Source organism: Streptomyces sp. NPDC020747 (assembly GCF_044334695.1).
Taxonomy (GTDB): domain Bacteria; phylum Actinomycetota; class Actinomycetes; order Streptomycetales; family Streptomycetaceae; genus Streptomyces.
In genome coordinates, this window is sequence record NZ_JBIRTJ010000014.1 from 12429 (window position 1) to 37142 (window position 24714).

Consider the following 24714-nt stretch of genomic DNA (forward strand, 5'->3'; position numbering starts at 1 on the left):
ACCTCTGACACGTACGCCGAAAGGGCGGCACCCCCAACGGGGCGCCGCCCTTCGCGTGTCTTCCCTGAACGGTCCGGTTTGAACGGTCCGGCTACTTGCGCATGACCTCGGGCTCGTGGCGGCGCAGGAAGCGCGCCACGAGGAAGCCGCAGACGGCGGCGAGCGCGAACAGCGCCGCCATGTCCAGTGCCCAGGTCAGCGCCTCGTGGTCCCAGAGCGGGTCCGAGTCGGTCGTGTTGTGCGGGTTGATCCTGTTGAAGTCGAGCGTGGTGCCGGCGGCGCCGACCGCCCAGCGCGACGGCATCAGATACGAGAACTCGTTGACGCCCAGGGCCCCGGCCAGGGGGAACAGGCAGCCGGTGAAGACGACCTGGATGATCGCGAACATGACCAGCAGCGGCATGGTCTTCTCGGCGGTCTTCACCAGCGAGGAGATGACGAGGCCGAACATCATCGAGGTGAAGCCCAGCGCCATGATCGGCAGCGAGAGTTCGATCGCGACCGAGCCGCCGAGGATCAGTCCCTTGTCGGGGATCGTCCGGCTCATGAAGCCGATCGCGCCGACCAGCGCACCCTGGAGCATGGTGATCACGCCGAGGACGATCACCTTGGACATCAGATACGCGGAGCGCGACAGGCCGGTCGCACGCTCCCGCTCGTAGATGACCCGTTCCTTGATCAGCTCACGGACCGAGTTGGCCGCGCCCGCGAAGCAGGCGCCGACCGCGAGGATCAGCAGCACCGTGGCGGCCGTGCCGTTCGGGATGGGCATGCCGTTCGGCCCCAGCTGCTTGTTCACCAGCAGCGTCTTGTCGGGCTCGATGAGCAGGCTCACCGCGCCGAGCACCGCCGGCAGGATCACCGTCAGTGCCAGGAAGCCCTTGTCGGACGCGATCACCGACGTGTAGCGGCGGATCAGGGTCATCAGCTGCGAGCCCCAGCCCTGCGGCTTGGGCGGGCGCATCGACTGGGCCGACGGCATGTCTACGGACTGCGGGGCGACCGCGTCGATGTCCGCGGCGTACATCTGGTAGTGCTGCGAGCCCTTCCAGCGGCCCGCCCAGTCGTAGTCGCGGTAGTTCTCGAAGGCGGAGAAGACATCGGCCCAGGTGTCGTAGCCGAAGAAGTTCAGAGCCTCCTCGGGCGGACCGAAATAGGCCACCGAGCCGCCGGGCGCCATGACCAGAAGCTTGTCGCAGATGGCCAGCTCGGCGACCGAGTGCGTGACGACGAGGACCGTACGGCCGTCGTCGGCGAGGCCGCGCAGCAGCTGCATGACGTCGCGGTCCATGCCCGGGTCGAGGCCGGAGGTCGGCTCGTCGAGGAAGATCAGCGACGGCTTGGTCAGCAGCTCCAGGGCCACCGAGACGCGCTTGCGCTGGCCACCGGAGAGGGAAGTGACCTTCTTCTCCTTGTGGATGTCGAGCTTGAGCTCGCGCAGCACCTCGTCGATACGGGCGTCGCGCTCCTGCGTCGTGGTGTCCGCGGGAAAGCGCAGCTTGGCCGCGTACTTGAGGGCCTTCTTGACGGTCAGCTCCTTGTGCAGGATGTCGTCCTGCGGGACCAGACCGATGCGCTGACGCAGCTCGGCGAACTGCTTGTAGAGGTTCCGGTTGTCGTAGAGGACGTCACCCTCGTTGGCGGGGCGGTAGCCCGTGAGCGCCTTCAGGAGCGTCGACTTGCCGGAGCCCGACGGGCCGATGACCGCGACGAGCGACTTCTCCGGGACGCCGAAGGAGACGTCCTTGAGGATCTGCTTGCCGCCGTCGACCGTCACCGTGAGGTGGCGGGCCGAGAAGGAGACCTCGCCGGTGTCGACGAACTCCTCCAGCCGGTCGCCGACCAGGCGGAACGTCGAGTGGCCGACGCCGACGATGTCGTTCGGGCCGAGCAGCGCGGAGCCACCCTTGGCGATCGGCATGCCGTTGACGTACGTGCCGTTGTGCGAGCCCAGGTCGTGGATCTCGTAGCGGCCGTCCGGCGTCGCGTGGAACTCCGCGTGGTGACGCGAGACCTGGAGGTCGGATACGACCAGCTCGTTCTCCAGGGCACGGCCGATGCGCATCACACGGCCGAGCGAGAACTGGTGGAACGTGGTGGGGCTGCGGTCGCCGTAGACCGGCGGCGCCCCCGCGCCCCCACCGGATCCTTGCTGCGGCGGAATGTGCGCGCCCTGCTGCGGCTGCTGCCAGCCCTGGTCCGGCGCGTGCTGCTGCGGCTGCGGAGCCTGCTGGGCCCAGCCCGCCGCCGGCGCCCCCTGCGCGGCGTACGGCTGCTGCTGGGGCTGTGCCTGCGGCGCGGCGGCGGCCGCGTTGCCCCCCAGGCTCAGCCGCGGTCCGTCGGTCGCGTTGCCGAGGTGCACGGCCGAGCCGGGGCCGATCTCCATCTGATGGATCCGCTGCCCCTGCACGAATGTGCCGTTGGTGCTGCCGTGGTCCTCGATGACCCAACTGCGGCCGCTCCAGCTGATCGTGGCGTGACGCCAGGAGACCCTGGCGTCGTCGAGCACGATGTCCCCCTGCGGATCACGTCCGAGGGTGTGTGGCCTGGACGCATCGAGCGTCCAGGTCCGTCCATTCAATTCCAGTACGAGTTCCGGCACTCCATGCCCCACTGAGTTGTCCCCCGAAGTTCCCCCATCACAGGGAGTCTAGGGATGTCGAACATCGTGGGGAACTATTTCAGTAGGACCCCCTTGACCGAAAGTCGGGCCTTGTGAAGACCGCGTACGGGCGGCTTGTCCGTTTCCGTTGACTGGGTTGAAACCGGCCCGGAGAGTGGTAATCCCACGCGAGGGGGACACCGCGGTGGAACCATCGCGGCGCGGAGTCGGGGGGCTGACGATGAGCGACGGAACCGTGGGACACGGCAGGCGTGTGCCGTGGGGTGATGTGCTGCTGGCCTCGATCGCCGCCGTGAGCTGGGCCTTGATCGGCATGGCCGGCGTGGCTGCGCTCGGGCTGCATCTGCTCGGCGCGGACGCAGCGGGTTCGCTCGGGACGATGACCGCGGCGGTCGTGGCGCTCGGGGCGGGCGGGTCGGTGAAGCCGTCCGGCGACGTGTCGGCTTTCGGCCTCGAGGGCGCGCAGGCCGACACCGCCCTCCAGATCACGCCACTGGGCGTGAGCCTGGTGGGCGCGCTGCTGCTGTCCTGGTTCTTCCTGCGGTCACTGCGCGGGGCCGGGGCCGTGATCGCGCCGGCCGAACTGTTCGCGCGCGCGGGCACCGTGGCGGCGCTCTTCGTGGCGATGCTCGGCGGCCTGGCCTGGGCGGGGCACGACGTCATCACCATCGACGGCGGCTCCCTCGGGCTGGACGCGCTGCCGGGCGGCGGGCTGCCCGACGAGGTGGACGTGCCCGGGCTCGGTGACATCGGCGGGCTGCTGCCCGACCGGCTCGGGGACCTCGCGGACGCGAACGCCAAGGTGGGCTTCACGGTCGAGACCGTGCCGACGCTGCTGGGCGGCCTGATCTGGGTGCTCGGCGTGCTGGCGATCGCGCTGCTGGCCTCGCGCCGGACTCCGCTGCCGCGCGGCCTGACCGCGATGCACCGCCTGGTGCGTCCTGCCGCGTCCGCGCTGGTCACGGTGTTGCTGGTGGCGGTCCTCGCCGGGCTCTCGGCGGCTGCGTACGCGGCTGTCGGCGACGACAATCCGAAACGGATCGCGGGTGCGGCGCTGGTCGGGGCCCCCAACGGGGTGTGGCTCGGCATCCCGATCGGGCTCTTCGTGCCGTGGGACGGAAGCGCGTCGGGGCCGCTCGTCCAGTTCCTGCCCGATCCCCTGGACAAGTTGCTGAGCGCTTCCGACGACCAGTCCGTCTCACTGGGACGCTTGGCCGAACTGGACAGCCGGGTCTGGCTGTTGGGGGTCGCGGCGGCCCTGATGATGCTCTACGCGGGCGTGCTGACCGCGGTGCGCACTCCGTTCGTACGGGAGCGGGGTGCCCCGGGTGAACAGGGTGTCGGTGTCCTCGGTTTCGCCGGGCGCTGCGCGCTGCGGCTGGGGATCGTGACCGCGCTCGCGATGCCCCTGCTCGCCTGGCTGACGGACGTGTCCGTGGACGCCTCGATGGCCGTGCTGGGCATCGACGCGTTCGACGCGGGGATTGAGCTGCACGGGCAGTTGGGCATGGCGCTGCTGCTCGGGGCGCTGTGGGGTGCGGGCGCGGGGGCGGTGGGGGCGCTGCTCGCGTGCGCCACCGGGGCCGCCGGGCGGCGCGCGGCACCGCAGGCGCTGGGAGACGTGGGTGCGGGTGGCGCAGGCGCTGGTGACGTTGGCGCTCCGGGTTTCCCGGCCTCCGCTCCCCCGTTCTCGGAGGTCGCCGGGGACAGCGGGCCCTACAACCCAGGTATGCCGTACCGGCCGGCGAACCCCGGGACGAACCCGTATCTGCGGCTGCCCGACGAACTTCGGGAGCCCGGGCCCGGGCGGCGTCCCGGCGTCCCGCCGCCCGGCCCCCAGTCCCCCGGCAACCGGTCCTCGGGTCCGCCGCCTTCCGGACCCCGGCCCCCTGGCGCACAGCTCCCGGGCCGACGGTCGCCCGGGGCCCGGCCCTCCGGCGGGCAGCCTCCCGGGGGACGGGATCCGGACGGACGGGAGCCGGGCGGGCAGGATCCGGGCGGGTGGCCACCGGGTGCCCGACCTCCGGGTGCGCGGCCGCCGAACGACGTGTACGGCGCCCCCACGGTGGCCGGGCCGTTCACGCCACCGCCCGCTCCGGGGCAGCGGCGCCGGTCCCGGTCGTCGCAGGACGGGCCGCCGCCTCCCCCGCCGGACGAGCCACCGCCTCCGTCCGGGAGGCCGCCCGGACGGCGTTGACCTGCGGTCCGGACGATGCCGACCGGCGGCTCGGACGGTGTTGGCCTGGGCCGTGGCGTGCGGGCGCCACTGCTCGTGAAGACCGCGGTCACCTCGGCGACACCCACTGTTCCCTGTCCGTCAGGCGGACCTCGGCGGCGTACTGCACAGGGTGCCGGATACGGTGGAAGCACCATGAGCGCATCACAAACGTCTGATGTCCCCACTCTCCTCGTCAAAATCTTCGGCAAGGACCGGCCAGGAATCACGGCCGGGCTCTTCGACACCCTCGCCGCCTACTCGGTCGACGTGGTCGACATCGAGCAGGTCGTCACCCGTGGCCGGATAGTGCTGTGCGCGCTCGTGACGCATCCGCCGGCCGGCCTGGAGGGCGACCTGCGCGCCACGGTGCACAGCTGGGCGGACTCGATGACCTTGCAGGCCGAGATCATCTCCGGCCTCGGCGACAACCGGCCGCGCGGGCACGGCAGATCGTTGGTGACCGTGCTCGGGCACCCGCTCACCGCGGAGTCCGCGGCCGCGATCGCCGCCCGGATCACCGGCACCGGCGGCAACATCGACCGTATCTTCCGGCTGGCCAAGTACCCCGTGACAGCTGTCGAGTTCGCCGTGTCCGGTACGGAGCCGGAGGAGCTGCGGACCGCCCTGGTGACCGAGGCGGCGGCCCTGGGCGTCGACATCGCGGTGGTCGCGGCGGGGCTGCACCGGCGGGCGCAGCGCCTGGTGGTCATGGACGTGGACTCCACGCTCATCCAGGACGAGGTCATCGAGCTCTTCGCCGCGCATGCCGGCTGTGAGGACGAGGTCGCCGAGGTGACGGCGGCCGCGATGCGCGGGGAGCTGGACTTCGAGCAGTCGCTGCACGCGCGCGTGGCCCTGCTCAAGGGCCTCGACGTCTCTGTGGTGGACAAGGTGCGCAGCAAGGTGGTGCTCACGCCGGGGGCGCGCACCCTGATCCGTACGCTGAAGCGGCTCGGCTTCCAAGTCGGTGTCGTCTCGGGCGGGTTCACCCAGGTCACGGACGATCTCAAGGAGCGTCTCGGGCTGGACTTCGCCCAGGCCAACACCCTGGAGATCGTCGACGGGAAGCTGACGGGCAAGGTCACCGGCGAGATCGTGGACCGGGCGGGCAAGGCGCGGCTGCTGCGCCGGTTCGCCGCGGAGGCGGGGGTGCCGCTCGCCCAGACCGTGGCGATCGGCGACGGCGCCAACGACCTGGACATGCTCAACGCGGCCGGTCTCGGGGTCGCCTTCAACGCCAAGCCGGTGGTGCGCCAGGCCGCGCACACCGCGGTGAACTTCCCCTTCCTGGACACGGTCCTGTACCTGCTGGGTGTGACACGGGAAGAGGTCGAGGCGGCGGACATGCACGTGGACTGAGTTCTCGCACGTCCACGACAGGGACGGGGCCCGGCACCGTGATGGTGCCGGGCCCCGTCCGCGTGAGACGTGAGACGTGAGACGTGAGAAGGGAACGACCGGGTCTACTCGGACGGCGCCCAGTAGTCGAGCAGCGTGGCCACGCCCGGCTCCAGGGCCTTCCAGGAACCGGTGAAGGAGAGCACGGCGAAGGCGGCCGCGGGGAAGCCCAGACGGCTCATCCGCTCCTGCGCGTCGCCCTCGGACTGGCCGGCCAGGATGTCGGCGAGGCCCTGCACGCCGGGGTTGTGGCCGATCAGGAGTGCGTTCTGTACGTCGTCGGGGGTTTCGTTGAGCACGGCGATCAGCTCGCCGGGCGAGACCTCGTAGAGCCGCTCCTCATAGACCGTTTTCGGCCGGTGGGGGAGCTCGTGGACGGCGAGTTTCCATGTCTCGCGGGTCCGGGTCGCGGTGGAGCAGAGGGCCAGATCGAAGGGGATGCCGGTGTCGGCCAGCCTGCGTCCGGCGACGGCGGCGTCCTTGCGGCCCCGCTCAGCGAGCGGCCGCTCATGATCGGAGACCTCGGGCCAGTCGGCTTTCGCATGCCGGAAAAGGACAATCCTGCGGGGTTCTGCGACGCTCATGGTTCCCAGCTTCGCACGAAACACGCCATGGGGCGCAGGGAGTTGACTGGCTGCCCCGACGTGGTGTGCCGGGAGCTCAGGAGCCCTGGTGCGACACCATCTGCTGGACCTGCTCGAAGAGCCGGCCGACCGCCGGGTCGCCGCCTGCCGCGTGCGCGTCGGCGGGGTTCAGTATCAGCAGGAGCAGCGCGGCGAAGGCGAGCATGGGGAGGACGAGGGCCCACCAGGGGAGCCGGGTCTCGACGCCACGCCTGGTCGCCGGGTGGGGCGGGATGTGCGTTGGGGCCGACATGCCGCCTCCGTGGGGCTTCGAGTGGTCCGTGGTCCGCGTCCTCGCGGCCACATCTCGAAGTTACGGACTCCGGAGCCCTCAACCCATCCGGAGATCCACCCACTTGACCCTGACACTCACCCCCTAGGGGATGGTGGGGCTACCCCCACCATCGCGTCCCGTCGCGTCGCGGAGACCTCACGCCGGAGGGCCGGGGGCGGGCTTCCGGCGGGTCAGGGTGAGGCGATCGACGCGATGACACCGATGATCACGAAGATGAGGAGGAACGCGCCGAAGACGAGCAGCATCTTCTTCTGGCCGTTCTGGGGGTTCGGGTCGAGCACGGGCATACGAGCAGTCTCGCACCCCTCTGCCGCCCGCACGCGGGTGGGGTCGGCATGCTGGTGGCGACCCTACGCGGGCGGCGGCGAGGTCACGGCCGACGCGCGGCCTCGTCCTCCACCGTGCGGTCGCGGCCGGCCAGGATGCCCACCACGATCTGCGGGATCATCAGGCCCGCCATGAGTGCGATCGGCAGCCCCCAGCCGCCGCTGTGCTGGTAGAGCACACCCACCAGGAGCGGGCCGGGGATCGAGATGAGGTACCCGGTGCTCTGTGCGAAGGCGGAGAGCTGCGCGACCCCCGCCCCGGTCCTGGCCCGCATGCCGACCATGGTGAGGGCCAGCGGGAACGCGCAGTTGGCGATGCCGAGCAGCAGCGCCCACGCCCAGGCACCGCCCGCGGGGGCGAGGTAGAGGCCCGCGTAGCCGACGAGGCCGCAGACCCCGAGGGCGACCACGATCGGCCCCTGGCTGGGCAGGCGTGAGGCCAGCCGCGGGATGACGAAGGCCAGCGGCACGCCCATCACCATGGTCACGGCGAGCAGCAGTCCGGCCGTGCCCGCCGGGACACCCGCGTCCCGGAAGATCTGCGCCATCCAGCCCATCGTGATGTACGCGGCGGTGGCCTGGAGCCCGAAGAAGACGGCCAGCGCCCAGGCGGTACGGCTCCGGGTGATCCGCAGCGGGGAGGGCTCCTGGCCCGCCGCGGAGGCCGAGGACGCACCATGAGTGGGGGCCGGAGCCGAGGCCGCGTCGGTGGACAGGGCGGTGCCCCGGGCCCGTACGAGTGGAATCCACGGCAGTACGGCGACGGCAGCGAGCCCCGCCCAGACCGCGAGTCCCGCATGCCAACTGCCGCCCAGCGCCCGGGTCATGGGCACGGTGACGGCCGCCGCGGAGGCGGTGCCGAGGGCGAGGGCCATGGAGTAGAGGCCGGTCATGGAGCCGACCCGGTCCGGGAACCAGCGCTTGACGATCACCGGCATCAGGACGTTGCTGACCGCGATGCCCATGAGCGCGAGGGCACTGGCGACCAGGAAGCCGGCCGTGTTCCCGGCGAAGGGCCGGATCACCAGTCCCGCGGCGATCGCGACCATGCCGGCGCAGACCACGGCGGCGGGCCCGAAGCGGCGGGCGAGGCGTGGTGCCATGACCCCGAAGACGGCGAAGCACAGCGGCGGTACGGAGGTGAGGAGCCCGGCGAAGCTGCCGCTCATGCCGAGCCCGTCGCGCACCTCTTCGAGGAGGGCGCCGAGGCTGGTGATGGCGGGGCGCAGGTTGAGGGCGGTGAGGACGATGCCGATGATCACCGCACGCGTCAGCCACGCGCGCGTGGCGGGCGGGTGGAGTTCCGCGTCCTGTGCGGAGCTGCGTATCGGTGGGGACATCGCCGTCCGGGTTTCCTCGCCAGTCATGCCAGCCATCATAGAATCATGGGATGATTGGTTGTCCAATCCCCCGGTGCACACCTGGGGCACAATCCCCTGACACGCATTCCGGTGCGTCCTCCCGGTGCACCCCCTGGCACGAAGGACCGTCATGCCGCTGAGCCACCCCCGCCGATCGGCACTGTCCGAGCAGGTCATCGCCGAGCTGCGGAACCAGATCACCTCGGGTGAGTGGCCGGTGGGCTCCCGCATCCCCACCGAGCCCGAGCTGGTCGAGCAGCTGGGGGTCGCCCGGAACACGGTCCGCGAGGCCGTCCGCGCGCTCGCGCACAACGGCCTGCTCGACATCCGTCAGGGCTCGGGCACGTACGTCGTGGCGACCAGTGAGCTGGCGGGCGTGATGCAACGCCGCTTCGCGGACGCCGATCCGCGGCATATCGCCGAGCTGCGCTCCACGCTGGAGTCGAGCGCGGCGAAGCTGGCCGCCGAGCGCCGCACGGAGCGCGATCTGAAGCAGCTGGACGCCCTCCTCGTACGCCGGGAGGAGGCCTGGGAGTCGGGCGACGCGGAGGCCTTCGTGACCGCCGACACGACCTTCCACCTGGCCGTGGTCGCCGCGTCCCACAACGACGTCATGACGGCGATGTACGCGGACCTGGGCGAGGTCGTGCGTGACTGGCTGCGCGAGGACGTGGGCGAGGAGCTGACGCCCGAGACGTACATGGACCACACACGCCTGGTGGACGCCATCCGTACGGGCGACGCGCGGACGGCGGCCACGGAGGCCGCGGGCTATCCCTTCCTGTGCCGCCCGGGCCGGCCCGCCGTGGAGAAACCCGACGCCGCCCAGGCGTGAGGAGTTCCGCGGTCAGCGCCGCTCGGTGACGAAGCCCGCCGTCATCGCTGGTGGCTGACCCACGCCGAGCGGACGTCCTTCCAGCAACGGCCGGTCAGCCGTACGGTCTGCGCGGGGCCGGCCTCGACCGAGGCTCCGTCGGTGTCGATGTCCCACCACGGGTCGCACTCGATGTGCAGGCGGACGTGATCGGGCTCGGGGTACGGGTTGTGGCAGTACGCCGTCACGGACGAGCCGTCGACGGCGGTCCGGCACGCCGCCCCGAAGGGCCTCTCCGCCACGGGCACGCGCGCGTGGGGCGCTGTTCTCGTGGTGTGCGAGGCGGCGCCGCAGGGCAGCGCGAGCAGGAGGGTCAGAGCGGCGAGCAGCGCAGCAGACGGAGCGGCGGAGCCATTCCAGTGGAGCCGATGCTTGCATCGGAGCTGGGACAGGCGCACAAGGGGACCTCCTCGGCCAGGCTCGGGAGGACATCTCGGGAGGGGGGAACTCCTACTCCAGAGTGCGCAGTTACCGGGTCAACCGCCCGGCCGACAGGGCCGAACGGGTGACGCCCCGCTCCCCGCGCGCTGCGGGAAACGGGGCGTCGAAGCCGTACGAAGGGCCGTACGAAGGAAGGGCCGTACGAAGGCGGATACGTAAACGTTCGCGTAAACGCTTACGCGAACGTTTACGCGCCGATCGCGTGCAGTCCGCCGTCGACGTGGATGATCTCGCCGGTGGTCTTCGGGAACCAGTCGCTGAGCAGGGCGACGACGCCGCGGCCGGCCGGCTCGGGGTCCTTGAGGTCCCACTCCAGCGGGGAGCGGCTGTCCCACACGGCGGCCAGGTCGCTGAAGCCCGGGATGGACTTGGCGGCCATGGAGGCCAGCGGGCCGGCGGAGATGAGGTTGCAGCGGATGTTCTGCTTGCCCAGGTCACGGGCGACGTAACGGCTGGTGGCCTCCAGGGCGGCCTTGGCCGGGCCCATCCAGTCGTACTGCGGCCAGGCGAACTTCGCGTCGAAGGTGAGACCGACGACCGAGCCGCCGTTCTGCATCAGCGGCAGGCAGGCCATGGTCAGCGACTTCAGGGAGAAGGCGGAGACGTGCATGGCCGTGGCGACCGACTCGAACGGCGTGTTGAGGAAGTTGCCGCCGAGCGCGTCCTGCGGGGCGAAGCCGATGGAGTGCACGACGCCGTCCAGGCCGCCCAGCTCCTCGGCGACCAGGTCGGCCAGCCGCGCCAGGTGCTCGTCGTTGCTGACGTCGAGCTCGATGACCTTGGTGGGCTTGGGGAGCTTCTTGGCGATGCGCTCGGTCAGCGTGGGCCGCGGGAACGCGGTCAGGATGATCTCGGCACCCTGCTCCTGGGCCAGCTTCGCGGTGTGGAAGGCGATGGAGGACTCCATCAGCACACCGGTGATCAGGACGCGCTTGCCCTCGAGAATTCCGCTCATGGTGATCAGTGACCCATTCCCAGTCCGCCGTCTACGGGGATGACGGCTCCAGTGATGTACGAGGCGTCGTCCGAGGCGAGGAACCGCACCGTTGCGGCGACCTCCTCGGGCTGCGCGTACCGGCCGAGCGGCACCTGCTTCACGATGCCCTCGCGCTGCTCGTCGGTGAGCACCTTGGTCATGTCGGTGTCGACGAAGCCGGGCGCGACGACGTTGAAGGTGATGTTGCGCGAGCCCAGCTCACGGGCGAGCGAGCGCGCGAAGCCGACGAGGCCGGCCTTGGAGGCTGCGTAGTTGGCCTGGCCCGGACCGCCGTACAGCCCGACGACCGACGAGATCAGCACGACACGGCCCTTCCTGGCCCGCAGCATGGCGCGGTTGGCGCGCTTCACGACGCGGAAGGCGCCCGTCAGGTTGGTGTCCAGGACGGAGGTGAAGTCGTCCTCGGACATCCGCATCAGCAGCTGGTCCTTGGTGACTCCGGCGTTGGCCACGAGCACCTCGACCGGGCCGTGCTCGGCCTCGATCTCCTTGTAGGCCTGATCCACCTGCTCGCTGTCGGTGATGTCGCACTTGACGGCGAGGAACCCTTCTTTTCGAAGAGCTGCGGGCTCACCCGAGCGGTACGTGATCGCGACCTTGTCGCCCGCGTCGGCGAAAGCGCGGGCGATGGCGAGGCCGATGCCCCGGTTTCCTCCGGTGACGAGAACCGAGCGGCTCAACGGATCACCCTTTCGATAGCCGGTCTGGTACCTCGAAAACCTATCGGCCCCGTCCCCCGTACGGAGAATCGGGCACCGACAGTGACGTACCGTGCCTGCTGTCGGATCCCTACAGTCGGCGCACTCCGGTCAGCCCGGGACGCTCGGCGAGGAAGTCCCGCAGAGCGTCCGCGTTCGCACGACCCGTCGGCAGGGTCGGCAGGACCGAGGAATCCATGCGGATCAACGGTCGTCGTCCTCGCGCTCGGCCGGCGACGAGGTCGGAGTAGCGGGCCCTTTGCGACACGTGCCAAGACCGCGCTGGGGTTGTACGAGAGCTCGCGGACGGAAATGGCGCTCATGCCGGGCTCCCTCGCTACGGCAGGGCACAGCAGTGTGTGCCTACATGGCAGGGGCCGTCGCGGCTGCGGCCACGAGACAACTCGGGCCTCCCCTCCGACGGGAGAGCGAGGCGGAGCAACGGCTACTCGGCCTGGGCCCATCTTCGGTCCGCCCGGGCCAGTTCGGCGCAGAGCGTGTTCAGCGTGGCGTCGTACAGAACACCCCGGTGGGACAGCACGTTCCGGGCCGTGACCAGCACTTCGAGCAGTCGTGCCTCGTTCGCCGGAAGGCTCAACTGCCCGTCGCGGTGTGCCTTCAGCATCGGGCCGACCTCTATGCCTTCGAACGCCCGCCGTGGGTGGGTCCGGAAGTCCGTCGGCGGGCGCTCGATGTAGCGCGAGACCAGATCGATGACGGGTCTGGTCGCGCAGGGGAGGGCGAGGATCGCCAGTCGTCGACGAGCCTCCTCGATCCAGGGCAGGAGGACTCGCTGCTGCGCCTGGCTGACCAGGACGGTCAGTGCGTCGGGGCGTGCTGTGCGACCGTCGGAGTACCAGCCGGCCGGATGATGCCGGGGCCTGCCTTCCCAGGACTGCACCGTGCCTAGAGCCCAGGCGGTACGCAGGTTCGCACCAGGCCTGTGCTCCGTCCCGGACACACCGTGCCCTGCCGAGCCGGTGGCGGTGGGCGGGACGGGCCCGTCGGCCAGGCATGCACGCAGGCAGTCGTCGAGGGTGCGGTCGCTGCCGTCCCAGCTCCCCGCGAGACTGACGGCGAGACCCAGATTGGGCCCGCACACCTCACTCACCACTTCCTCGCGGACAGCACGCAGTATGCGGCTGCGCAAGGCCTCTCCGCCCCTGCGGGAGGAGTGCCCGCCGTGGTCGCCCCTGGCCGAGACCACGGTGGCCGTGTCCAGTCGCCCTATGACACCCCACCACCAGTGGACGGCTGTCACCGCCAGGTCGAGCTCCAGCTCGTCCGGGAGCAGGGCGGGAAGGTCCTGCACTCGGGCGGTGACGAGCAGTCTCGGCCGGGCGTCCGGAGGGAGGCCCGCCTCCTTGACCGCAGCGCCAAGGACCCGGATCAGGCGAGCGATGTCCTGTCCCCGTTCACTTGCCCGCTCCCCCGACCGCCACGGCGGTTCCGGCTCGGTCCAGGCCTGGATCCCGATCACGGGATACCAGCGCGCCGACGGTCGGACCAGCGTCTCTGTCACCTCGCCCGGCGCCACCGAGAGTTCCTTGGCGAGTCTTGCCACGAGGTCCGACGGGGCGAGCTCCGTGGTCACCACGTCAGTCCTGGACCGCGACGGCGTGGGTTCCCATCCGATGTCGAATCCGTCGTCGTAGTCGTCGAGCACCGGCAGATCGTCGATGTGCGAGCCGACCGCCTCGAATGCCGCCCCAGTCACACGGCCGCCTGTGTCTGTGGGCGGTCGTGGCAGGTTCAGCCGCTCGGGCGACTGGTGCAGGGCCGTCAGGTGGAGATCCTCGGCGTAGCCGGTCGTCACCATGTCGTCGGGCAGCAACCACACACAGGTGAGCCCGGCTTCGAGGTCGGCCGCGAGGCGCCCCAACTGCCGACGTACACCTGGCAGTCGGCACAGCTCTTCGGCGGGCAGGTCCATCCACGTCACCCTTCGACGAAGCGCGCCCGCACAGCGCGGAAGGTGACGGGATCGACGGCGATTCCGCCATCCACGGAGTCCAGCACGCCCAGCTGGTCCAGGTGCCCGAGCCACGCCTCCGTCTCCGGTGTCGGGAGCCCGGTCGCGGCCTCGACGTCGTCGACAGGAACTCCCTGCCCTTCCTCTAGATAGGCGTTCCACATGCCGAGCAGTTCCAGGTCTCGTTCTCCGAGTCCGGACTGCTCAAGATGCGCGTCCACGTTGACAGACTTGTCGATTGTCCGTCGCACGTATCCCAGGGCGCTGTCGAGCGTCGCACCCTTCACCGCGACCTCGGCGATGGCGAGTTCGGCCCACTGCGCCCAACCTCCGGTGGCCTCGACCAGCCGGGTGCGCTCCGAGCGGGAGACGAACGGACACTCCGGCCACGCCCGCAGCGCGTCCACGGTCCACCGCTCCGGCTGGAAGAAGCGCACGGGGAGCCGTTCCCCGTCCCACGTGCCCTGAAGGGCGCCGACGGCCTCGATGTCCGCGACGACGAGCACCGAGCGGTTGCCGGTGCGGTTGCGCCCCTCCTCCTGATGCACGATCTTGTCGGCGGCGGGCCCCGCGTGCTCGACGCAGTTGCGTACGGCGGTGGTGAGCTCCCCCGCCCCGCAACCCCTGAGGTCCGCCAGGAGTACGTAGTTCTTGCGTACCCTGGACGCGTCCTTGAGCACGACGCGCATATCGTCACGCGCCTCGCACCGGCGGACCTCCACCCCCCTCGCCTCGGCGAACGCGGACGCCGCCTTGAGTATGAGGGACGGCCGATGCAGGGCCGTCACTCCGACCACCGTGACGCCCGGCTGGGCCGCCTCGTGCAGTTGCCCCTCGGTCAGCGGGCTGTACCGCTGCAGTTGATTGCGCGGGTCACGGCCCAGGAGACGGCGTGCGGCACGGGGGTTGTAGTCGTAGGGCAGGCTGAACTCGGTCTCGCTCAGTTCGAGTTCGAGCTCCTCCCGGGTGCCCAGCATGTTCACCACGTTGGGGCTGCGGACAGCGAACCGGGAGCGGTCGCCGAGTCGGACGAGCAGGCCCAGGCCCACCATCTCGGTGAGGTAGATCTCCACCCGTTTCACGCCGAGTTCCTCGAAGCCCGCCGGCCACGCCTCGCTCGCCCACAGCAGCAACTGCTTGGCGGTGTAGTCGCCCCGGTAGCCGTCCTCCAGACTGCGCAGCGCGACGACCAGGGTGAGAACGCGGTAGCGGTCCTCGAGGTTGATGGTGAAGCGCAGTCGCTCCGCGAGCCGCCTGCGTACGGTCTCGGAGGCGGCGACCGCCTGCACGTCGTCTTCGGTGACCAGGGTGGGCCGCTCCGGCTCGCTGTGCGGGCGGGCCTGCAGCGTGCGAACGAGTTCGCTGCAGAAGATCTGTACCAGGTTGGCCTGGTAGTTGGTGATGGCGAGGATGCGCCAGACCAGTTGGGGGCGGTCGAAGAGATAGCCAAGGGCTGCCATCGGTTCGGTGACGAGCCGTACGGCAGCGTGCTGGTTGAGGGGGCCGACCAGCACGTCCGGCCCGCCGTGCGCCGTCGACACGTTGGACAGTTCGCCGAACCTCTGCACCTGGTGCAGACCCGCGAACACCACCTTGAGCCTGCGGTCCGTCTGTTCCATGAGCTGCTGGAAACGCTTGACGTTGGGGAAGGTGGACTCGCCACCAGCCCGGAAGACGCGCCGCGAGTCGGCTGTCAGGAACGCGTCCGCCTCGTCAGCGAGGATCAGCAGTCGACGCGAGTCGTCCTCGTCCAGCCAGGTCCTGATGTGCTTGACCACGATGTCGGGACCGGCCCCCGCGGACACTCTCTTCGGGTCGATGACATTGCGCCGCTTGAGGTCCTCCGCGAGCAACTGCCAGATCTGCTCGGGGGATTCCGCCTGCCCGATCTCGGCCTTGAGCAGGTCGAGGTAGACCGCGATGTTGGACTCCGAGCGGCTGGGGAAGAGTTCGGCGACCCGCCGCAGCAGAGCGGACTTGCCGAGTTGCCGACCGCCGTAGAGGAAGAGACCGCCGGCCTGGTCCATCACCTCCCGCATCTCCTCGTCACGGCCGTAGAAGACCTCGGGAGGCACCAGCCCCGCGACGAAGGGCGTGTAGGGGTTGTACGACGTCCAGGGCAGCGTCACACGCTGCAGGGCCCGAAACGCCCCGGGCGCACGCGCGGCCATCCAGCCGAAGACCGCGGGATCGACGACCAGGGCCTGCTGGGCCCTGGTACGCGCGGACTCGGCGAGGCCCCGCCGCCCCTCCAGGCCGAGCGGATGGAGGTAGAGCACGATGTTGGCGTCGACGTCCGCGTCCTCGAGATGGGCCAGCGGGCCGTCAGCACGCTGCTCCTCCCAGATCAGCAGGATCGTGTAGGAGGTGGCACGGGAACCGAGAGCCGCGACGTATCCGGCGCCTTCGGCGACGCTCGCACGGACCTTGAGGCGCCGCGCCCCCTGTTCCGGCCGCTCGGGGTTGAGCGAGCCGGTCGGTTCCAGTCCGAGCAGCCTCAGCACGCGTGGGAGGTGCTGCTGCCATTCGCTGTTGCGCCCGCGTTTGGTGCACAAGGCCTTCCAGGACTCCAGGCCCAGCTCCGCGGCCGGCGTGAACTGCTTGCCCGAGCTGTAGCGCTGGGCCCACCAGGCTGCGTGCACGCCTTCGCCACCGGGTGTGGGGGTGCCGGGCCCGGTGAGACCGGCTACGAACTGGGCGAGTTCGGCGTCGTCGTCGACCGGCCGGTCCGGCAGCTTGCCTCCCCCGCCGACCAGGGCCAGGAACTCCTGAGCGGTGACGGTGTCACCCTCGTTGATGAGCCGAAGGATGCGGTCGTGGTCCGCTTCGTCCAGCGGGCTGTCCGGGTCGAGACGGAGTCTGTCCAGGTCCTCGCGCAGCCTGCTTGTGGACTCGCCGACGAGTTCGGCCAATTCCCCCACCAGGGCCGCGAGACTTGCGATGGCGTACCGGTAGCGGCCTCCCTCGTCACCGTCCGCGAACTGCTGGAGCCGGCCGGTGAACTCGCGCTCGGTGTCGGGTGGCATCAGGTTGAGCGTGCGTATCTGCGCGAGCAGTCCGGCGGCCTCGCGGTGGCGATCGGCGACCTTGCGCCGCCAGGTCTTCTCCGCCTCCCTCCGACGCCGGCTCGCCTGCTCGCACCATTCGGCGTCCACGGTTCCGCTGTCGTCGGGGTCACGCTCGACCCGCCGCACCAGAGCCCGGGCCAAATGGAGGTCACCGCGTTCCAGGTACCGCTGCAGCGCCTCTTCCGGCGCCGGAGGCGCCAGCAGCGGCGCCATGCGCCGGGCGGTCCGCTGGTCCTCGATGTCCACGTCACCGTCGGCGTCCCGCGGCAGGTCGGGCAGGGCGAGAAGGCAGTCGGCCGACGGCCTGGTGGGGTCGTCGGCGCTCGTCACCACGTCGGCGCCCGCCCGGACCCGGATCGTCCCGGACAGCCATGAGCGCAGGAGCCCCAGGGCAGCTCCGCCCACCCCGGTGGGTGCCTCGTATGCCTTCACCTCGCGGAGGACCGTGGACAGTTGCGGGATGTCCGCTTCCGCCTCACCGTCACGCCGCGCCAGGCCGGTCGCTACGGCGTCGGCCTTCGCCAGCAGTTCTCCGACCGACTTGGCAGCGGCGTGGAGTTGGCGCAGCGCCCCGGAGTGGATGGGCTCCTTGGCCTGCTTGGGTGTGCGGAAGCGGCTGTCGCTCTCCTCGATGAGGCGGTCGATGTGATCCTTGCGGCGTAGTGTCTCGCCGAGTTCCTGGAAGGCCCGCGCATCGCCCTCGCCGTTCGCCCAGTGGACCAGGGCACGCAGGGCGTTGCCGAGTTCGCCCGCCGAACCGCACAGGTACTGCAGCACTCTTGAGGCGCGCTGGTACTGAATCTTTCGGCGAGGCAGGTCCTCCAGCAGCACGCGTGCCGCTTCGCCGATGTCCTGCGGCGTGAGCCTGGTCTCCGCTCCGGCGTCCGCCTCGACGGCCCCCGGTTCGAAGGTGCGGCAGTCCCTGACCGCGGTGACCAGCACGGTGAGCAGTTCCTGCCAGGGAGCGGAGAGACCGGAGGGCATCGTGAAGTCGCTGACCAGAGCATGTGGCCAGCGATCGGTCAGGCCCGTGCGCAAGGCCGCGACGAGGGCGACGAGGTGGGCTTCGCGGTCCTGGGCCAGGTCCTGCGGTTCCACGTCGTAGGCGATCTGGATCTGTGTCGCCTCGGCTTCGCCCGCGCAGCCGAAGGCGCCGGTGGCGAAGCCGAGCGCCTGGCAGCGCCACTCGGACTCGTCGGAGGCGCTCGTCATCCAGTACGCCTCTGCCAGGCGCCCGGTGCGTACCAGCTGTGCCACCGGCGAGCTCGCGCCGCTGTCCCAGGGTGCGCGAGCGTCCCATTCGAGACCGTGTGCACCGACGCGCCACGGTTCGTCGCCCTCCGGGGCCGGGGCCACGGAGGGGGGCGCGGCGGACGAGGTCGTACCGGTCGGCCCCAGGGCGGTTCGCGCCGGGGGCGGCTCGGACGCGTCTTCGGTGTCTTGAGCCCCCTGTGCCTTCCCCGTCTCCTTGACGGCCGCGGCCTCAGGGGGTTCCGCCGGCTCGTAGCCCGGTACGGCCGGCGGGGTGGCGGTCGGCTCCACGACCACGGCGGGCTGCGCGAGTTCGCCGGTCTGTACCGCTCCCGCAGCTCCGGCGGGGTCCTCCACCGCGGCGGATTCAACGGGTTCGGCGTCCGCCGGCTCCGGGGCGTCTGCGGTGGTGGTTCCCGTCTCCTCGGCCTCCTCCCCTGCCTCCTCGTCGGCTCCGAACGTCGTGGCGCCGACGGCTTCAGCGGGGGCAGAGTCCGGGCACTCGTCGTCTTCCGGGGCTTCCGGGGGTGCCCCGACCGCCTCCGGCGAATCGCGGACGAGTTGAGCGATTCGCAGCCGCACCCGCTCCAGAGCGCTCCGGAGAGCTGCCGCCTCGACCTCGTCCCCCGCCTCGGCGACCAGCCCCTCGTACCGGGTTACCTTCTCTCGCAGGAGGCCCAGTTCGGCATCCCGCTCCTCGCGTATCCTGCCGAGCTCCGCCGTGAGCTCTTCGTAGCCGGCGTCCACCGGCCAGGTGCCGCCCTCTCCGGCAAGCAGGGTCGCCGTCCGTGCGCGCAGTTCGGCCCAGGCGTCCAGGTCCTCACGCAACCGCAGGCCCTCGGTTCCATACCCTGCGAAGACGGCGTCGGCGGCTTCCCGGAGTCTGTCCGCGAGATCCGTTCCAGCCCGTCTGAGCTCCGTAACGACGTCGTCCGAGGTCAGCGACCGCTCCCGGGCGGCCACGCCGGTCCCGCTCTCGTCCTTCGCCGCCATCGTCATCGCGGTGCCTTCCGTTCCTTCGCTGCCTGACTCGTCCTCATCCGCCCCGGACGCATACGTCCCGCCCACCTCCCTGGCGTTCGGCGGCGGTTCCCGGTCGGCCGCCACGCTCAAGCGCGCCTGATGTGCCACTGCCAGGGCCGCCGCCGGGACCTCGTGCGCATCCGGCGAGATCAGCCCGTACAAGACGCAGCGCGCGAGCGGCGGTTCGAGCACCTCCAGCATCACGAGCAGCTGATCGACGGACGGGGCCGCCACCACTTCCTCGGGGAAGCCGTACTCCTCGCGCAGTGCCCGGGAGGTCCATCCCAGGGCGCACATCGCCAGGGAGACGAGCTGGGGCTCCTTCGCCTTGGACAGCCACACCCGGGCCGAGTTCACCTCGCGGCGTGTCACCGCCTGCAGCGTCCTGGCGCTTCGCCGGTGGACGCACCCCTGGTTCCTCAGACACGGGTGCCAGGCCAGTAGGCGCCGGATCTGAGTCTCGTCGAGAGACAGCAGCCACACACGGAATTCGTTCCCCCACCCCTGCATGACGTGATGGTGCCACCCATCACCCCACCCGGCCACCTCGTCGCATCAATTTGGTCTGCCACCAACGTTCCTGACACCTCATCAGACAGTTGGGGCGCCATGGTTCGACCGGGATGGCGCAATGCCGTCCGGACCTCGGGTGGAACCATGAACGGGCGGTCAGTCCTCCATGGTTGACTTCGACGTGCCAGTCATCACACCGAAGGGGAGACCCGCTCGTGGCTCATGAGGTCGATCAGTCATTCCTGGCCCTGCCCTTGCGGGCCCTGGCCGACGCGGCGCTCGCGCGGGCCAGGGCGCTGGGCGCCGACCATGCGGACTTCCGGTTCGAGCGGGTGCGCAGCGCGGCCTGGCGGCTGCGGGACGCGAAGCCCGCCGGGTCCTCGGACACCACGGATCTGGGCTACGCGGTGCGTGTGGTGCACGGCGGGACCTGGGGGTTCGCGTCGGGTGTGGACCTGACGATGGACAGTGCCGCGAAGGTGGCGTCGCAGGCCGTGGCGATGGCGAAGCTGTCGGCCCAGGTGATCAGGGCGGCGGGTTCGGACGAGCGTGTGGAGCTCGCGGACGAGCCGGTGCACGCCGAGAAGACCTGGATCTCCTCGTACGAGATCGATCCCTTCTCCGTGCCGGACGAGGAGAAGTCCGGGCTGCTCGCCGAGTGGAGTGCGCGGCTGCTCGCGGCGGACGGCGTCAGCCATGTGGACGCCTCGCTGCTGACGGTGCACGAGAACAAGTTCTACGCGGACACGGCGGGGACGGTGACGACGCAGCAGCGGGTCCGGCTGCATCCCCAGCTGACCGCCGTCGCCGTCGACGAGTCGAGCGGCGAGTTCGACTCGATGCGCACGATCGCGCCGCCCGTCGGCCGCGGCTGGGAGTACCTCACGGGCACCGGCTGGGACTGGGAGTCGGAGCTCGCGCGGATCCCGGAGCTGCTCGCCGAGAAGATGCGGGCGCCGAGCGTGGAGGCGGGGGTGTACGACCTGGTCGTCGACCCGTCCAACCTGTGGCTGACCATCCACGAGTCCATCGGCCACGCCACCGAGCTGGACCGCGCGCTCGGCTACGAGGCGGCGTACGCCGGGACCTCCTTCGCCACCTTCGACCAGCTCGGCAAGCTGCGGTACGGCTCCGAGCTGATGAACGTCACCGGTGACCGCACCGCCGAGCACGGGCTCGCGACCATCGGGTACGACGACGAGGGCGTGGCCGGGCAGTCCTGGGACCTGGTGAAGGACGGGACGCTGGTGGGCTACCAACTGGACCGGCGCATCGCGAGGCTGACCGGCTTCGAGCGGTCCAACGGGTGCGCGTACGCCGACTCCCCCGGCCATGTGCCCGTACAGCGCATGGCGAACGTGTCGCTGCAGCCCGATCCCGCCGGGATGTCCACCGAGGACCTGATCGGAAGCGTCGACCGCGGGATCTACGTCGTCGGCGACCGGTCCTGGTCGATCGACATGCAGCGCTACAACTTCCAGTTCACCGGCCAGCGGTTCTTCAGGATCGAGAACGGGCGGATCACGGGCCAGCTGCGGAACGTGGCCTACCAGGCGACGACCACGGACTTCTGGGGCTCGATGGCGTCGGTCGGCGGCCCGCAGACCTACGTCCTGGGCGGTGCCTTCAACTGCGGCAAGGCCCAGCCGGGCCAGGTCGCGGCGGTCTCGCACGGCTGCCCGTCGGCCCTCTTCAAGGGCGTCAACATTCTGAACACCACGCAGGAGGCCGGTCGATGAGCCCTCGTACGAACAAGCCGCACGAGATCGTCGAGCGCGCCCTCGAACTGTCCCGGGCCGACGGCTGTGTCGTGATCGCCGACGAGCACTCGTCGGCGAACCTGCGCTGGGCGGGCAACGCGCTGACCACGAACGGCGTCACGCGCGGACGCACGCTGACCGTCGTCGCCACCGTGGACGGGCGCGAGGGCACCGCGTCCGGGGTCGTCTCGCGTGCGGCCGTGACCCCGGACGAGCTGGAGCCCCTGGTGCGGGCCGCCGAGGCGGCGGCGCGCGGCGCGGGTCCGGCGGAGGACGCGCAGCCGCTCGTCGAGGGCGTGCCCGTCTCCCCCGACTTCACGGACGCGCCCGCCGAGACCTCGTCGGCGGTCTTCGCGGACTTCGCCCCGGCGCTCGGCGAATCGTTCGCACGCGCGCGTGCGGGCGGACGCGAGCTGTACGGCTTCGCCAACCACGAGCTCGTCTCCAGCTATCTCGGTACGTCCACGGGTCTGCGCCTGCGTCACGACCAGCCCAACGGGACGCTGGAGCTGAACGCCAAGTCGCCGGACCGTACGCGCTCGGCGTGGGCCGGCCGCTCCACGCGGGACTTCAAGGACGTGGACCCGGCGGCGCTCGACACGGAGCTCGCCACGCGGCTGGGCTGGGCCGAGCGGCGCGTCGAGCTGCCCGCCGGCCGGTACGAGACGCTGCTGCCGCCTACCGCGGTCGCGGACCTGCTGATCTACCAGATGTGGTCGTCGGCGGCCCGGGACGCGGCCGAGGGCCGGACGGTGTTCAGCAAGCCCGGCGGCGGGACGCGCGTCGGCGAGAAGCTCACCGACCTGCCGCTGACCCTGCGCGGCGACCCGAACGAGCCGGGCCTGGAGTCAGCGCCCTTCGTGCTCGCGCACTCCTCCGGCGACGACGCCTCCGTCTTCGACAACGGACTGCCGCTCCGGCCCACGGAGTGGGTCCACGAGGGCGAGCTGAGGCATCTGACGAGCACCCGGCACAGCGCGGGCCTGACCGGTCTGCCGGTGGCCCCCGGCATCAGCAACATCATCCTGGACGGAGGCGAGGACAAGTCCCTGGAGGACATGGTCGCCGCGACCGGGCGGGGCCTGCTGCTGACCTGCCTCTGGTACATCCGCGAGGTCGATCCGGCGACGCTGCTGCTGACCGGGCTGACCCGGGACGGCGTCTACCTCGTCGAGGACGGCCAGGTCGTCGGCGAGGTGAACAACTTCCGGTTCAACGAGTCGCCGGTGAGCCTGCTGGGGCGGGCGACCGAGGCGGGGCGCACGGAGAAGACGCTGCCGCGCGAGTGGAGCGACTGGTTCACCAGGGCCGCGATGCCCGCCCTGCGGGTGCCCGACTTCAATATGAGCTCTGTCAGTCAGGGCGTATAACCTCGATAGCCTCGCGGTCGGCCGACATCCCGGCCGCCCGAAGATCGATCCCCGGCTGACCGAAGAACATCCAAGGAGACACGAGAACCGTGACGGACATCGTCGACGAGCTGAAGTGGCGTGGGCTGCTCGCCCTCTCCACTGACGAGGACGCATTGCGCAAGGCGTTCGCGGACGGTCCCGTCACGTTCTATTGCGGCTTCGACCCGACCGCGCCCAGCCTGCACCTCGGCAACCTCGTGCAGATCCTCACGATGCGCCGGATCCAGCAGGCGGGCAACCGCCCGCTGGGCCTGGTCGGGGGTGCCACGGGCCTGATCGGCGACCCCAAGCCGAACTCGGAGCGCACGCTGAACGCGCCGGACGTCGTGGCCCAGTGGGTCGAGCGGCTGCGCGCCCAGATCCAGCCGCTGCTGGACTTCGAGGGTCCGAACGCCGCGGTGATGGTCAACAACCTGGACTGGACCCAGGGCCTGTCGGCCATCGAGTTCCTGCGTGATGTGGGCAAGCACTTCCGCGTCAACAAGATGATCGCGAAGGAGGCCGTCTCCCGGCGGCTCAACTCCGACACGGGCATCAGCTACACGGAGTTCAGCTACCAGATCCTTCAGGGCATGGACTTCCTGGAGCTCCACCGGAGGTACGGCTGCACGCTGCAGACCGGCGGCAGCGACCAGTGGGGCAACCTCACCTCGGGCACCGACCTGATCCACCGGGTCGACCCCGAGGCCGTGGTGCACGCGCTGGGCACGCCGCTGATCACCAAGGCGGACGGCACCAAGTTCGGCAAGACGGAGTCCGGCACCATCTGGCTGGACCCTGAGATGACGACGCCGTACGCGTTCTACCAGTTCTGGCTGAACGCGGACGACCGGGACGTCTCCAAGTTCCTGCGCATCTTCAGCTTCAGGTCCCACGCGGAGATCGAGGAGCTGGAGAAGCTCACCGAGGAGCGTCCGCAGGCCCGGGCCGCGCAGCGCGCCCTCGCCGAGGAGCTGACGACGCTGGTGCACGGCGCCGAGCAGACGGCCGCCGTGGTCGCCGCGTCGCGGGCGCTCTTCGGCCAGGGTGAGCTGAGTGACCTCGACGCGGCGACGCTGGGCGCGGCGCTCTCCGAGGTGCCGCACATCCAGGTCGACGGACTCGGTCCGGTGGTCGACCTCTTCGCCGAGGTGGGCCTGGTGGCCAGCAAGTCCGCCGCGCGACGGACGGTCAAGGAGGGCGGCGCCTACGTGAACAACGTGAAGGTGGCCTCCGAGGACGCCGTCCCCGGCAAGGAGGATCTGCTGCACGGCCGGTGGCTGGTGCTGCGACGGGGCAAGAAGAGCCTCGCCGCGGTCGAGCTCCGCTAGTTCAACTGGCGCGCAGGAAGAGGGCGGGGCTCCTTCACGGGTCCCCGCCCTCTTTCCTGTGCGTTCAGGCTCTCTGTTTGTTGCCCCGCATCGCCGTGTACATCATGTCGCCGAGGAAGACGATGACGATCGCGGCGCCGAGCTGGAGGGCGTGGCGGCCCCAGTCGATGCCGGGGGTCGCCTCGATGCCGAAGCCGCGGGCGATCGCGTTGCCGACGATCGCGCCGATGATCCCGAAGATCGTGGTGAGCCAGAGCGGACTGTGCTGCTTGCCCGGAATGATCGCCTTGGCCAGCAGGCCCAGCACGAATCCCACGATGATCGCCCACAACCAGCCCATGGCTGCCTCCTATACGGCTCTACGTGAGCATTACGCCCAGTGTCGGCCTGTGCGCCATACGGCGCATGTCGGGCACGGCCATACGCGGTACGGCGCAGCCCTCCCCCGCCGAAACCGGACCTGCCCCGGTCTCGTGGGCGACGCAGCCGCGGCGTAACGTGGAGGCTGTACGGGCCAGGGGAGTGTCCGACACGGGCGGGTGGTGGAACGT

Annotated in this window: 17 protein-coding genes; 6 read left to right on the forward strand and 11 right to left on the reverse strand. The window is 70.5% G+C overall.

The window, feature by feature from the left end; translation table 11 throughout:
* Window positions 1-91: 91 nt before the first annotated feature.
* Entirely contained in the window at window positions 92-2602 is a 2511-nt protein-coding gene (locus ACH4YP_RS32465) for an FHA domain-containing protein (protein ID WP_361058610.1), read from the reverse strand.
* 241 nt (window positions 2603-2843) lie between these two features.
* Here ACH4YP_RS32465 and ACH4YP_RS32470 point away from each other — a divergent pair, with 241 nt between their 5' ends.
* Together ACH4YP_RS32470 and serB are read left to right on the forward strand one after the other, a co-directional pair.
* Window positions 2844-4820 (forward strand): streptophobe family protein, encoded by a 1977-nt coding sequence (locus tag ACH4YP_RS32470; RefSeq protein ID WP_398494321.1) that lies wholly within the window; start codon window positions 2844-2846, stop codon window positions 4818-4820.
* 174 nt (window positions 4821-4994) lie between these two features.
* Window positions 4995-6200: a phosphoserine phosphatase SerB gene (gene serB / locus ACH4YP_RS32475; RefSeq protein WP_398494323.1), complete on the forward strand. Its 1206-nt coding sequence runs from the start codon at window positions 4995-4997 to the stop codon at window positions 6198-6200.
* 104 nt (window positions 6201-6304) lie between these two features.
* On the opposite strand, the gene ACH4YP_RS32480 is transcribed toward serB, so the two are convergent.
* The 4 genes from ACH4YP_RS32480 to ACH4YP_RS32495 all read right to left on the reverse strand — a co-directional run bounded on the left by ACH4YP_RS32480 (window position 6305) and on the right by ACH4YP_RS32495 (window position 8850).
* Complete coding sequence (locus ACH4YP_RS32480; protein ID WP_055615411.1) at window positions 6305-6823, reverse strand: histidine phosphatase family protein; 519 nt, start codon at window positions 6821-6823, stop codon at window positions 6305-6307.
* A gap of 76 nt (window positions 6824-6899) precedes the next feature.
* Window positions 6900-7115, reverse strand: coding sequence for a hypothetical protein (locus ACH4YP_RS32485; protein WP_361058616.1), 216 nt, complete (start codon window positions 7113-7115; stop codon window positions 6900-6902).
* 212 nt (window positions 7116-7327) lie between these two features.
* Window positions 7328-7444: an SGM_5486 family transporter-associated protein gene (locus ACH4YP_RS32490; RefSeq protein ID WP_107102519.1), complete on the reverse strand. Its 117-nt coding sequence runs from the start codon at window positions 7442-7444 to the stop codon at window positions 7328-7330.
* Between the two features lie 83 nt (window positions 7445-7527).
* The gene (locus ACH4YP_RS32495; RefSeq protein ID WP_398494326.1) at window positions 7528-8850 is read right to left on the reverse strand and encodes a CynX/NimT family MFS transporter; all 1323 of its coding nucleotides are present in this window, start codon (window positions 8848-8850) and stop codon (window positions 7528-7530) included.
* A gap of 124 nt (window positions 8851-8974) precedes the next feature.
* Between ACH4YP_RS32495 and ACH4YP_RS32500 the strand changes: the two genes are divergently transcribed.
* Window positions 8975-9679, forward strand: coding sequence for a FadR/GntR family transcriptional regulator (locus tag ACH4YP_RS32500; protein WP_361058620.1), 705 nt, complete (start codon window positions 8975-8977; stop codon window positions 9677-9679).
* Window positions 9680-9720: 41 nt separating this feature from the next.
* Here ACH4YP_RS32500 and ACH4YP_RS32505 read toward each other — a convergent pair whose 3' ends face one another.
* From ACH4YP_RS32505 to ACH4YP_RS32525, 5 genes are all read right to left on the reverse strand, one after another.
* On the reverse strand, window positions 9721-10047 hold the full coding sequence (locus ACH4YP_RS32505) for a hypothetical protein (RefSeq protein WP_398494605.1): 327 nt from the start codon (window positions 10045-10047) through the stop codon (window positions 9721-9723).
* Between the two features lie 299 nt (window positions 10048-10346).
* The gene (gene fabI, locus ACH4YP_RS32510) at window positions 10347-11114 is read right to left on the reverse strand and encodes an enoyl-ACP reductase FabI (protein ID WP_361058622.1); all 768 of its coding nucleotides are present in this window, start codon (window positions 11112-11114) and stop codon (window positions 10347-10349) included.
* 5 nt (window positions 11115-11119) lie between these two features.
* A complete protein-coding gene (gene fabG, locus ACH4YP_RS32515) occupies window positions 11120-11836 on the reverse strand; it encodes a 3-oxoacyl-[acyl-carrier-protein] reductase (RefSeq protein WP_361058624.1) in 717 nt (238 codons plus the stop codon).
* Window positions 11837-12299: 463 nt separating this feature from the next.
* Entirely contained in the window at window positions 12300-13787 is a 1488-nt protein-coding gene (locus ACH4YP_RS32520; protein ID WP_398494329.1) for a hypothetical protein, read from the reverse strand.
* Between the two features lie 5 nt (window positions 13788-13792).
* A complete protein-coding gene (locus ACH4YP_RS32525; protein WP_398494331.1) occupies window positions 13793-19540 on the reverse strand; it encodes a hypothetical protein in 5748 nt (1915 codons plus the stop codon).
* A gap of 356 nt (window positions 19541-19896) precedes the next feature.
* Here ACH4YP_RS32525 and ACH4YP_RS32530 point away from each other — a divergent pair, with 356 nt between their 5' ends.
* The 3 genes from ACH4YP_RS32530 to tyrS all read left to right on the forward strand — a co-directional run bounded on the left by ACH4YP_RS32530 (window position 19897) and on the right by tyrS (window position 24163).
* Window positions 19897-21420 (forward strand): TldD/PmbA family protein, encoded by a 1524-nt coding sequence (locus ACH4YP_RS32530; RefSeq protein WP_361058630.1) that lies wholly within the window; start codon window positions 19897-19899, stop codon window positions 21418-21420.
* The gene (locus ACH4YP_RS32535; protein WP_361058632.1) at window positions 21417-22811 is read left to right on the forward strand and encodes a metallopeptidase TldD-related protein; all 1395 of its coding nucleotides are present in this window, start codon (window positions 21417-21419) and stop codon (window positions 22809-22811) included. Before ACH4YP_RS32530 ends, ACH4YP_RS32535 begins: the two co-directional genes overlap by 4 nt.
* Before the next feature lie 89 nt (window positions 22812-22900).
* Window positions 22901-24163, forward strand: a complete 1263-nt coding sequence (gene tyrS, locus ACH4YP_RS32540) for a tyrosine--tRNA ligase (protein WP_398494333.1) — start codon at window positions 22901-22903, stop codon at window positions 24161-24163.
* Between the two features lie 64 nt (window positions 24164-24227).
* On the opposite strand, the gene ACH4YP_RS32545 is transcribed toward tyrS, so the two are convergent.
* Window positions 24228-24503, reverse strand: a complete 276-nt coding sequence (locus ACH4YP_RS32545; RefSeq protein WP_361058637.1) for a GlsB/YeaQ/YmgE family stress response membrane protein — start codon at window positions 24501-24503, stop codon at window positions 24228-24230.
* Window positions 24504-24714 lie beyond the last annotated feature (211 nt).